The 12,274-nt window shown below is 44.8% G+C and carries 5 protein-coding genes; 3 read left to right on the top strand and 2 right to left on the bottom strand.

Features of this window, described 5'->3' with window-relative positions; all coding sequences use genetic code 11:
- Positions 1-24 precede the first annotated feature (24 nt).
- The gene (locus ACOOEY_RS00585; protein ID WP_420386718.1) at positions 25-1,506 is read left to right on the top strand and encodes a RagB/SusD family nutrient uptake outer membrane protein; all 1,482 of its coding nucleotides are present in this window, start codon (positions 25-27) and stop codon (positions 1,504-1,506) included.
- Between the two features lie 100 nt (positions 1,507-1,606).
- A complete protein-coding gene (locus tag ACOOEY_RS00580) occupies positions 1,607-4,030 on the top strand; it encodes an alpha-L-rhamnosidase C-terminal domain-containing protein (RefSeq protein ID WP_420386717.1) in 2,424 nt (807 codons plus the stop codon).
- 73 nt (positions 4,031-4,103) lie between these two features.
- Here ACOOEY_RS00580 and ACOOEY_RS00575 read toward each other — a convergent pair whose 3' ends face one another.
- Positions 4,104-5,756, bottom strand: a complete 1,653-nt coding sequence (locus ACOOEY_RS00575; RefSeq protein ID WP_420386716.1) for a carboxylesterase/lipase family protein — start codon at positions 5,754-5,756, stop codon at positions 4,104-4,106.
- An 84-nt stretch (positions 5,757-5,840) separates the two neighbouring features.
- A complete protein-coding gene (locus tag ACOOEY_RS00570; protein ID WP_420386715.1) occupies positions 5,841-9,623 on the bottom strand; it encodes a family 78 glycoside hydrolase catalytic domain in 3,783 nt (1,260 codons plus the stop codon).
- A gap of 256 nt (positions 9,624-9,879) precedes the next feature.
- Here ACOOEY_RS00570 and ACOOEY_RS00565 point away from each other — a divergent pair, with 256 nt between their 5' ends.
- Positions 9,880-12,261, top strand: coding sequence for a TIM-barrel domain-containing protein (locus tag ACOOEY_RS00565; protein WP_420386714.1), 2,382 nt, complete (start codon positions 9,880-9,882; stop codon positions 12,259-12,261).
- Positions 12,262-12,274: the final 13 nt, after the last annotated feature.

Below are 12,274 nucleotides of genomic sequence, written 5' to 3'. Positions count from 1 at the left end.
GACTTAATGAAAATGAAATCAAAAATGAAAAAGAGAAACATAATTCTGGGATTGATCTTCCTGACTTTTATAGGATGTGATACTGAGGAGTTCCTGACACTTCCCCCTGAAACCGATCTCGTTTCTGAGACAGCCTTTGTTACCGAAGCAGACTTTACTGCTGCAGTCAATGGTACATATGCTCCATTGAATGGTTTGTATGACAATGCGTTTTTCATGGGTGAAATGCACTCAGACAATGCATACTACATTCATAATCCAAACTACAGAGCAGATATTGATCAGGAGCAAATAGCCAACTTCATCTACGATGCTAACAGTGGTATTGCTACTGGAAAGTACACTACCAATTATCAGATCATTTCCCGTGCTAATCAGGTATTGGCCAGAATCGATGATGCTGATTTAGATAATGATGTGAAAGACAACCTGAAAGGCCAGGCGCTTTTCCTGAGAGCTCTTTCTTACTTCGAGTTGGTACAATTCTATGGTGAAGTGCCACTACATGTAGATCCGGTGACGACACTCGAAGGTGTGGCTTTGCCACTCTCCAGTGTGAATGAGGTTTTTGCATTAATCATCAGTGATGCCAGCACAGCTGCTTCTTTGCTACCCAATAAGTCGAACCAGGAAGCTGGTAGAGCTACTTCAGGTTCAGCCAATGCGCTTTTGGGGAATGCCTATTTGGTGATGGATCAATATGCCTTAGCTGAAACTGCCCTAAGAGCAGTAGTGAATTCCGGAGAATATCAACTGTTGGCTAATTATGCCGATGTTTTCGAACCTGCCAATAAGAACAGTGCTGAGTCAGTGTTTGAGGTGCAATACAAGGAAGGAACCGAAGGTTATGCCAGTGGTTTCATGTATTCTTTCGTGCCTGAACCAATCAGCGCACCCGAGTTTACTGCATTGATGGCTGCTTATGGTGTTACTCCGGGAAACGTACAGGCTCAGACTCAAACAGGATTTAATACACCAACTCCAGACCTGATCAATTCATATGAGGCTGGTGATGACAGATTCGATGCTACCATCGGTTATGCCGTGGCAAATGGAGTGAATCGTCCTTTCGTTAGAAAGTACCTTCACCAACATGCTACTGCACCAAGAACCAATGACAACTGGCCGGTATTCCGTTACTCAGATGTACTGCTGATGCTGGCTGAGGCACTGGAAATGCAGGGTAAATCGAACGATGCACTGCCATTTATCAATCAGGTAAGAAACAGAGCCGGACTTGGCGATATCGTATCTACTGCTAACCTTATGGATGTTATCCTGCAGGAGAGACGAGTTGAGCTCGCTTTTGAAAATAAAAGATGGTTAGATCTGGTAAGAACTGACCGTGCTGTGGCTGTGATTACAGCATATGGACAGGATGTGAAGAATAATCCACAAGATTATTACTATCCACCCAACATTGGACCTGTACCGGCAGCATTTACAGATATCCGGACTACGTTCCCGCTTCCGGCTAGTGAAGCGCAGCTGAGTCCGCATTTCTAATAGTAGGTAATTTCTGTAAGATCAAAGGGCTGCCTGTATAGGCAGCCTTTTGCGCTAAACTATCCACAATGAACCTAAAATTATTTTTAACTTATATCTCATGAATAAAACGCTAACTAAACTGATGGTTTTGGTCATGCTCTGTGCCACCTGGCCCATTCATGGCCAACAAGTCAGAGAAGAACTATTGCAAAACCCATGGAGTGCCAGATGGATTACCGGACCGGGACAAAACCTGAGTCCTTTCAGGATTGCTTCCGACAAGACATTGAAAGAATATGGAGTTTTCAAATTCAGAAAGACTTTTAATCTGAACAGTAAGCCCGGGAAATTCGTGGTGCATGTTTCAGGTGATAACCGTTACAAACTCTATGTTAATGGTACACAGGTAGTACATGGGCCTGCCAGAGGTGATCTCTATTTTTGGAATTTTGAAACAGTAGACCTGGCACCATATCTTAAAGCAGGATCGAATGTGGTTTCGGCTGTCGTTTGGAATGATGGCGAGTTTAAACCTGAAGCACAGATTACTTACCTCACGGCATTCATCTTACAAGGAGATACCGAGCGTGAAGAAATATTGAATACCAATGATAGCTGGATCACCATTAAGGATGAAAGCTATCAACCCAGAGCAGTTAGCGTACCCGGATACTATGTTGCCGGACCAGGTGAATTTGTCGACATGAACAAACATGTGGAAAACTGGACCGCTGCCTCAATTGATGAAACGGGATGGACAAAAGCCAGAACATTAGGAGCTGGTACTACTAAAGAAGCTGCCAGAAACGGAAGAGGATGGATGCTCGTACCTTCACCTATTCCACACATGGAAATGAAAGTTGAAAGACTTCAGTCGACCAGAAGGGCAGAAGGCGTTCAGGTGCCTTCAGGTTTCCCGGCTCAGAAAACCAGCTTTACTATTCCAGCTAATACTGAGGCGACTATTCTACTCGATCAGGGACATTTAACCAATGCTTACCCGACCATTGACTTTGGCGGAGGTAAAAATGCTGCCATTAAAATGGCCTATGCTGAAGGACTATACCTGGTAGACAGTGAAACAGGCAGAGCTTCACGAGAAAAAGGAAATAGGAATGAAGTAGATGGCAAAGTATTCATCGGTAAAGCAGATAGCATTATATCTAATGGCAAGGCTTCACAGAGTTATACACCCAACTGGTACAGAACTTACAGGTACTTACAGCTCTCGGTTAAAACAGGAGCAGAGCCCCTGACGATCAATGATCTATATGGAACTTTCACGGGTTATCCCTTGCAAAAGACTTCTAATCTGGTGGTCGATAATGACGATATGCATACCATTGTAGACATAGGTTGGAGAACAGCGAGACTTTGTGCTCATGAGACTTATATGGACTGTCCTTATTATGAGCAGTTGCAGTATATCGGAGATGCCCGAATTCAGGCCATGGTCACTATGTACAATACCAAAGACCATCGCCTGGTAAGACAGGCACTGGACCTGATGGATCACTCAAGAATTCCTGAAGGCATCACCTTGAGCCGTTATCCAACCGATTTAGATCAGCAGATCACTACTTTCTCCTTGTGGTGGGTCGCTATGGTTTATGATTACTATATGTATGATAATGACCATGAATCCATAGAAAGACTATTGCCGGGCACGAGACAGGTGATGTCGTTCTATGAGAGATATCAGCAGGAGGATGGTTCAATTAAGAACCTGCCTTATTGGTTGTTTACCGACTGGAACAGAACTGAAGGTTGGGATTTCGGTCAGGCACCAATTGGTGAAAATGGAGAGTCTTCTGTACTGGACATGCAACTGATTTACGTATTAAGGCTGGCAGCCGAAGTAGAAAAGGGTATGGGTATTAATGAGTTGGGTGAAGATTATCTGGAAAGAGCCAGACAACTGGAAGCCACAGTAAAAAGAAAGTACTGGGATGATGCAAAGGGACTCTTTGCCGATACTGAAAAGCATGATCTTTTCTCTCAACATGCTAATTCACTGGCCATTTTGAGTGGAGTAGTAAAAGGTGATCAGGCTAAAAAAGTAGCGACCAATATGCTGGCCGATAAGTCTATCGCTCCGGCCACAATCTATTTCAAGTACTATCTGCACCAGGCACTGACAGAAGCAGGTATGGGTGATGATTACCTGAACTGGCTGGATATCTGGAAAGAAAACATCAACATGGGTCTGACTACCTGGGCTGAAACTTCGGAAGTGAGCAGCTCCAGGTCGGATAGCCATGCCTGGGGTTCAAGTCCTAATATTGAATTCTACAGAATTATTCTGGGAATTGATACAGACGCACCGGGTTTTGCCAAAGTGAAGATAGAGCCTCATTTAGGCGATCTTAAGAATATTTCAGGCACTATGCCACATCCAATGGGAGACATTTCAGTGTCTTATGAGATGAAAAACAATAAGCTCTCCGCTAAAATAAGTCTGCCGTCAGGTGTTGATGGTAGTTTTGTATGGAAGGGTAAAACACACACACTTAAATCGGGTGAAAATTCCTTCAATTTCTAGTAATAAAGAAGCCGTCAGCATTTGCTGACGGCTTTTTCAATCACTATAAGAACCCAAATTGCTAAAGGTGAGCTTATAATCTTCCTGTGGCTCTCCACATGCTTAATTCTTCTGAATACCTGTTATTAATTACTTCACAGTGCTCATCAATTTTCATAGTTGGTCGTTCATTGAGATTAAATGCCGGCCAGTCAGGAACATCTTTAGCGGCAGGCTTACCTGTTCTGGCAAACGTTGCCCAGAGTTCAGCCATTTTTCTTGATGCTTCAAATCTTTCTGGCCTGCTACCACCGAATCCCATTCTTGCTTGTTCACCTGGTTTTGGAGGAACCTCATTGTTGAACTTAAAGCTGATGTCCATGGCATGAGGGGTTCCCATTTCGTAATTAGTTCCGGGGATTTTCATGTCTGACTTATAAGCGAAGTTGTAGAGGTAAACAGGAGCACCATTTTCAACAGCTTTTTTCTCGGCAATTTCAATAGAGCCCAGGCCCATCATAACAATGGAGTTCACTGCTACATAGATATCAGGAGCAGTAGCCTCAGGTCTTGCTTTTCTGTAAGTGTCGATAATCGTTTGGGTGTCTGTACCAAACTGAGGCTCCAGCCTCGCATGCAAACTATCAAAACCCATACTGAAGGGCTCTGTTTCACGTCTTTCCCAGGCAAAGAAGGTGTATTCATCTTCGTTCCAACCTACCATTAATGGTTTGTTTTTGGAGATAGTTGGTGCTGTCGGATCAAAAGGATGTTTCGGCAGCACCAATCCATCTACCACAGGTCCGAAACCACCGGCTCGTGGTTCGGTTATTCTCCCAGCGCGTTTCTCTAAAAAGGGAGGTACAAAAGGTAATTTAGATTGAATGGCATGGAGCTCCATAGCAGGAACATCAAGCAATCTTCTCCAATTATCCTTCGGTATATTCAATTCTTTTAAGACCATCTCGGTGGTGGCAGCAGCCATTTCCAGAGAACTCATTCTAACTCCCGGGCCACTTTCAATAGAGGCTTTATTGAAGTAAGGAGATGCCTCAGGCATAGCATAGAGACAAGAAGTTTTGGCGCCACCTCCTGACTCTCCGAAAATCATGACATTGTCAGGGTCTCCGCCAAACTCAGCGATATTTTCCTTTACCCACTTTAATCCGGCTGTAATATCGAGCATGCCCATATTGCCCGATTCTGCATAGTCTTCGCCCGCAATGGCTCCGAGATACATAAAGCCCAGTAAGCCTAATCGGTGGTTGGTTTCTACCACGACCACATCGAAATTTCTGGCCAGGTTACTGCCATCCTGACCGCGAGATGCACCAGAACCAATCACAAAACCACCTCCGTGGCTGTAGAACATTACAGGCCTCTTCTTATGGTCATTGGCAGGAGTCCATACATTCAGAAACAGACAGTCTTCTGCCGGAGCAGGTTCACCTCTTCTGGGCGGTTGAATGGAGGGTGGTCCAAAATCAAGTGCATCTTTTACACCCGTCCAGGCTTGTAGAGGAGCGGGTCTTCTAAACCTCCGGTCTCCAGAGACTTTGCCTGCGTAGGGGATACCTTTAAACAAATTGACCCCCTCAATTCTGGCACCTTTAACCTTACCATAGACAGTTTGAGCCTCGACAAATTCTGCAGAGCTCCAAAAGTTAGTGATAGAGCTCAAGGGTAAACTAAGCGCCCCTGAGGCAAGAGCCATTTGATATAAAAATTCTCTTCTATTAGGATTCATGATGTACTAAAAATGGTCAACCCAACTCAATTAAGGCATTTCAATAAGCTTAACAGTGATGAGCTTTACTGAAGCAGATTTGACTTAGTTGATGTAGATGATATTGTTCGATAATTCAAACTCATAGGTACCGGAAGAAAGCTCAAACTGAGCCACCTGAACATTGTTTCGGGTGGTTTTACCCACATAGGTTACACCTTCTGAATTACCAAAGTCATTCACATTGTCATTTACAGGCAAGTACAGGGTGGCGCTTGTATTGGCCGGAACCGTAGTACGGTAGAAGCTGATATCTCCCTGGTTGTTTTGTGCCCAGGCACTTTTCACTACGCCATAATTTGACTCATAGCTTCCTTCCAGCGAAGTGAATTTACCTCCCGCCTGTGGTTGAAGTACAAAGTGTTTGTAGCCGGCTTTTCCATGAGCATGATCGCTGGTGATGCCTAATTGATATTCATACATCCATTGGCCAACTGCGCCCAGGGCAAAGTGATTGAATGAATTCATGAAGTTCTGATTGTTTTCCTCGAAAGCAGCTTCATAACCATTCCAGCGCTCCCATATCGAAGTGGCTCCCATGGTGACCGGATATAACCAGGAAGTATAATCCGTACTTGAAAAGAGTTGATAGGCATCTTCTACATTACCGGCTCTGCTGAGTGCAGGCAATATATTGGGAGTACCTGAAAATCCTGTGGTAATGGTGTAAGGCAAAAAGTCTTCAGGGTTGGCCGGACTTCCTCCAAAACTAAAACCGGTAGGGGCAGGGTATTCTACTCTGCTGCCATCGGCATAGGTGTTACTGGTGGAAGGATTAGCGGTCAGTTCAACCAGGTAGGCTTCAGCCTTTACTTTGTTCTCATCACTGAAGGTGTTGAAGTTCAATGGAGTAGCATAGGAAGTTTGTGAGTGGATGATGGTGCCATCGGCATCTCTTGTTCTTCCTGATTCAGGATCTACATAAACTGCATTCCATTCAGCTTTGGCTTTCGCGTGTCTGTTTTTGAGGGTAGTGGCATAATCATCCCTTCCAATAGCTTCTGCCATAATAGCTGTTACCTCCATCATATGGATATAGATGGCATTGTTCGCCAGTTGAGAAGGCGTATGGCTATCCATGGCCAGCCAGTCGGCCAGGCCTGTAGTTTTGGAAGACAGATAGGTATATTCATCACTGAAGTTGTAGTGATCCATACCATTCAGCCATGCCATCATGGTTTCAATGTTTTCCTCGATTATTTGAGTATCACCATACTGATTGTAAAGCTGCCAAGGCACCTGACACACAGCCGCAGCCCAGGTAGTACCATCTGCAAATTGGGTTTCATCAGACATATTGAAAGTTGGAACGGTACTGCCAATACCTCCGGCCACATCGGTTTCACTACCAACTCCCTGGTCATCTCTCAGGGCTACCATCCATTGTCGGAAGAAGTTTCTTACGTCTGAATTATAGGTAGCGGTTCGTGTATAGGCCTGAGCATCACCTGTCCAGCCCATTCGCTCATTTCTTTGCGGACAATCCGTTGGGATGGTAAAGAAGTTACCCAACTGGCTTCGCTGGATGTTCTTGAATAATTGATTGACCAATTCCCCTGTTGTGCCATCTGATGTAGTAGCATAGTAAGTGCCTGATTGGAGCTGATCAGAGGAAAGTACCAGGCCCTTAACATTCTCCAGGGGTAAACTTCCCTGATGACCAGGAATGGTGATTTCAATGAACTGATAGCCTCTGAAAGTAGTGGTGGGTTGAATGACCACTTCTTCACTATTCTTCGCGGTGTAGAAATCTGTAGCCAAGGCTGCTCTGTAATTACCGGTGAGGATTCTGCCTGCAATTCCCAGTCCTTCATCGTTATAACCATATAGATCGATGTACTCCTGTTCGTCACCTTCCAGACCAGGGTAGAGCTGTTCACCGTAACGGATAATCACCTCATCGCCTTCATTGAGCCAACCTTCAGGAATGGTAATGGATGGTACGCCAACCATATTAACCCCCATATCATAGGTGAAGGTGCTTTCGTCCTCACTGTGTACTTCCATCACTTGCTGAGAAATAAGTGTCTCTGCCAGTCTAACGGGTTGATCGTAGCGTGCCATGATGCCAAAATCAATCCATTCACGCGGTTCCACAATACTCGCGGTTGACCAATTACTGTCATCATAAGCTGCTGTAGTCCAGCCCATAGAATTGCCATTAACAGAGATTAGGGCTTCTTTTTGCGCATTATATCGCTCTCCCTGAAAGAAGCTTCCGTATTCGATCGGACCATTTTTAAAGACTTTCCAGCCATCAGGGTCAGTGACGATTACTTCATGGGTTCCGTCTTCATAATCGATTACCAATTTGGCCAGTAAGGCTTCAGTATCTCCAAAGAAGTTCAGGTTGGCAGGGGTGAAGGTCATGTAACCAGTATACCATCCAGGGTTGAGTATAGCCCCGATAGCATTGTCTCCGGTTTGGAGCATATCCGTTACATCATAGGCCAGGTAGCCCAAAGTTTCTCTAAACTGCGTGTCACCCGGGCCGAACCAGTCTTCACCTACTTTGGCTCCATTGATAAAGACTTCATTAGAGCCCATAGAGGTAGTATACAATTTAGCCTTTTGAATGGGCCTGGAAGCGGTGAATTCTTTTCTCAACATGGTTAATCCGCCATGGCTTGGGTCGGCATAGACTACAGAAAGCTCGTCAGATTTATTGCTGACGGTAATTGTATTGCCATTGACAGATACCCCTTCTAACTGATTGAAAATGGAGTATCCATTTCCGGTATGGGCATCGAAAGCCGTATTGTGGTTCGGGTTACTTCGTCCTTTGTGCTCAATTTCATAATTGCTGAATATAACCGTACTGCCCGGCTGACTGCCGAAACCTACAGAGTTCAGATTAGGGTAGGAGCTGTAATTGTTGCCGCCACCGTCAGGGTTAATGGTATGAAATGCCAATCGGTCACGATACTCACCCTCTGAACCTGTGAAAAAACCAGATCCACCTCTTCCGGTAGAAGCGGCTACCGTTCTGAGTGTTTGCCCGTCAATTGTAAACATGATGTTGCTGGCTTCTACATAAATCCCCAGTTGATGAACTTGATTTTTGTTGGCTGAAGTAATCAGTTGGTTGATATTGGTCTCAGGGAAGTCCTTGGAAGAGATTACCTTAATGGGTTGTTTAGCCTGGTCATCTTCCATATAACCAACTCTGTAGATATTGAGGCTGGCGCCTTCTCTTGTTCCAACGCCTGAAATATCCAGTTCAACTCTGACGTAGTTTTCGCCAGAAGCATTGACGTTATTAAAAAAGCTATTATTCAACCTGAAGTCATTGGCTCCAAAGACGAGGGAAGCAGTGTGACCTTCAACAATCTGTAAATCGGTTTTGATCTCAAAAACGATAGCTGAAGCCGCATCCAGTATCAGGTCATTTGATCCGATAAACTGAGCACCGTCCCATGCCTCGAGATCGGGGTTCATCAGCCCTGTTTCAAAATAAGACTCCTCTGTGTATTTCTTGTCATTGGCATCCCACACAGTCAACTGCCAGGTATAGGCAGACTCAGGTTCAAGAGCTTGCCCGTCATATACAATTCCCTGGGAAAGACCACTGTTCACCTTGTCTGAATCCCAGACCAGGCTATTGTCTGCAACATTCCTGACGATTATCTGATAAGCATTCTGTTTTTGTCCTTTGAGATCGGAGTCCATTTGCCAACCAAACAACGGGTGTTGGTCTTCTATGCCCAGAGGTTCTACCGTGTACTGCACTCTCAGATGAGATATTTCTGTCGAAGAACTGGAGCAGGAAGTAATGACAATAGCCACCAGGAAAGCGATTAGAAGGGTCTTTAAGGTTGAAGTATTCATGATGGGTGAGTTCTGATAAACTTCAAAACAGCGAAATTCTATGAATTAACTGTTCTGAACTTTACTGATAATCAACTATTTCAGAGAGGTTAGAAGACGATGTTGGTGTTGTTTTCCCAGGCTGTTACCCGGTCAGTTTATCCCTTTGTGAAATGCCTGTCTTCTTTTTGCTGCATGGGAGAAAATTAATGCGTAAGTTGAATTCGGTTGAAAGCTTACTTTTTCAATTATTTTTCAAATCGATCAACCTTTTATTATGAAACGCACTGGTTTAATCACCACCCTTTTGTTGGTCCTGATGCTGCAGGCCAACGCCCAGCTACAAAATACCGGTATTCTCAATGAGCCTCCTGATATCAGTGAGGATTATATGGATATGAGAAATACCTTCTTTCTGGCTGAGAATCTGACTTCTTTCGATCCGTCAACTGGACAAGGTACTATTCGCTTTATGCGTCATAACCTGGCCACTGCTCAGGCTTTCGACAATATGTTAATGCGTCTGAATCCGGCTCCGGCCAATGAATTCCCCGGTACCGAGTATGCTGCCTCTCCGGAGCATCCTTTTACCATTCAGTTTATCTCCGATCGGACTATTCGGATTAAGATCACTTCAGGGCCACAATTCAATAACAACGAGCCTTCTCTGATGCTGGTGGATGGTTCAGCACCTAATCACCCTGAACTATGGCATTACAATAAGACGGAAGAAGGACATGAATATGTGAGCCGTCATGGTCGCGTAGTGATCACAGAAGCTCCCTGGCATGTCTACATCTATGATGAGTATGGTAAACTGTTGACCCAGACGATTCATAAGTCGGATGTGAGCAACACTTTCACCCCCGTGACTCCATTCTCCTATATCCGTAGAGCTTCTGATTATTCAAGAAGTATGAATGCGGTAATGGGACTGTCGCCCGGAGAAAAGATATTCGGAATGGGAGAGTCTTTCCAGTCATTCAATAAGAGAGGAGAGAAGGTCGTGCTGTGGACGGATGATGCGAATGGTGTTCAAAATGAGACCATGTATAAGCCTATACCTTTCTATATGAGTAGCAGAGGCTATGGAGTGTTTATGCACCATAGCAGTCCTATTACAGTTGATTTTGGCAAATACTACGCTGAGGCCAACAGTATGATGATTGGTGACGATGAACTGGACCTTTTCGTCTTTCTGGGTGAGCCTAAAGATATACTGGATGAATATACCGACCTGACCGGAAAGGCTCCCATGCCACCGCTTTGGTCATTTGGTTTTTGGATGAGCAGGATTACTTACTTCTCAGAGAAGGATGGGATGGAAGTGGCGGCTAAACTGCGCGAGCATCAGATTCCTTCAGATGTGATTCATTTCGATACGGGATGGTTCGGTGTAGACTGGAGAAATGACTACACTTTCCCCAAAGATCGCTTCCCCGATCCAGCCAGAATGTTGCAGGAATTCAAGGACAAGGGCTTCGAAATCAGTCTGTGGCAATTGCCTTATTTCACTCCTGAGAACGTCTTGTTCGATGAATTAGTAGAGAAAGACTTGGTGGTGCGCGATGCTAAAGGCAACATCCCTTATGAGGATGCCGTGCTGGATTTCACCAATCCTGCTACCATAGACTGGTATCAGAATAAGATCAAAGGACTGCTCGATCTGGGGGTTGCTGTCATCAAAGTAGATTTTGGAGAAGCAGCTCCTGCCAATGGTATTTACCACAACGGAAGAACTGGCTTCTATGAGCACAATATCTATCCGCTGAGGTATAATAAGGCCGTTGCCGAAATCACTAAGGAAATTAATGGAGATGCCTTTATCTGGGCCAGAAGCGCCTGGGCAGGCAGTCAGCGTTACCCTGTACATTGGGGTGGTGATGCTGCGACTTCTAACTCGGCTATGGCCGCTACTTTGCGCGGTGGTTTGTCTTTCGGCTTATCCGGCTTTTCTTTCTGGTCGCATGATATTGGTGGCTTTGTAACTGCTGCTCCTGAGAACCTCTACAGTCGATGGACGCCTTTTGGTATGCTGTCTTCTCATGTCAGAAGTCATGGTAATCCGCCAACGGAACCCTGGGAGTACAGTGAGGAGTTCATGGATGGTTTCAGGCTGGCAGATAACATGCGTTATGAACTCATGCCTTATATCTATGCTCAATCGAAGCATGCCAGTGAAAATGGATTACCTATGGTTAGGGCACTGTTTGTAGAGTATCCTCAGGACCCGGGATCGTGGCTGATTGATGATCAATACCTTTTTGGTTCTGATATTTTGGTAGCACCATTGTTCGAAGATGTTACTTCAAGAGATGTTTATCTTCCTCCGGGTGAATGGATTGATTATCAGACAGGTAAACACTATGAAGGAGGCTGGTACAAAATAGAGGCGGGAGAAATTCCGATGATCGTACTGGTGAAGAGTGGAACGGTAATTCCTCATATCAAACTGGCTCAGTCCACTAAAAATATGGACTGGTCAAGCCTGGAGTTAAAGGTGTTTGGTAATACAGATGATACCCCTTCGGGATTGGTTTATCTTCCGGGCAAGGACAAGGTAGCCCAGGTTTCATTGAGAAAGTCTGGTTCGAGATACCTGGTGGTAAATGATCCTTACAGAGAGGAAGTAAAATGGAAAGTGACCGTTGTCAAATGATTCGCCATTCTGT

Source organism: Roseivirga sp. (genome assembly GCF_965216855.1).
GTDB lineage: Bacteria > Bacteroidota > Bacteroidia > Cytophagales > Cyclobacteriaceae > Roseivirga.
The sequence above is the reverse complement of the archived record's forward strand: the minus strand, read 5'-3'. Positions and strand labels throughout refer to the sequence as shown.

What these genes read in the sequence shown, in the direction of transcription:
- ACOOEY_RS00585 (WP_420386718.1), top strand. Translation starts at nt 25, where the DNA reads ATGAAAAAGAGAAACATAATTCTGGGATTGATCTTCCTGACTTTTATA.
- ACOOEY_RS00580 (WP_420386717.1), top strand. Translation starts at nt 1,607, where the DNA reads ATGAATAAAACGCTAACTAAACTGATGGTTTTGGTCATGCTCTGTGCC.
- ACOOEY_RS00575 (WP_420386716.1), bottom strand. Translation starts at nt 5,756, where the DNA reads ATGAATCCTAATAGAAGAGAATTTTTATATCAAATGGCTCTTGCCTCA.
- ACOOEY_RS00570 (WP_420386715.1), bottom strand. Translation starts at nt 9,623, where the DNA reads ATGAATACTTCAACCTTAAAGACCCTTCTAATCGCTTTCCTGGTGGCT.
- ACOOEY_RS00565 (WP_420386714.1), top strand. Translation starts at nt 9,880, where the DNA reads ATGAAACGCACTGGTTTAATCACCACCCTTTTGTTGGTCCTGATGCTG.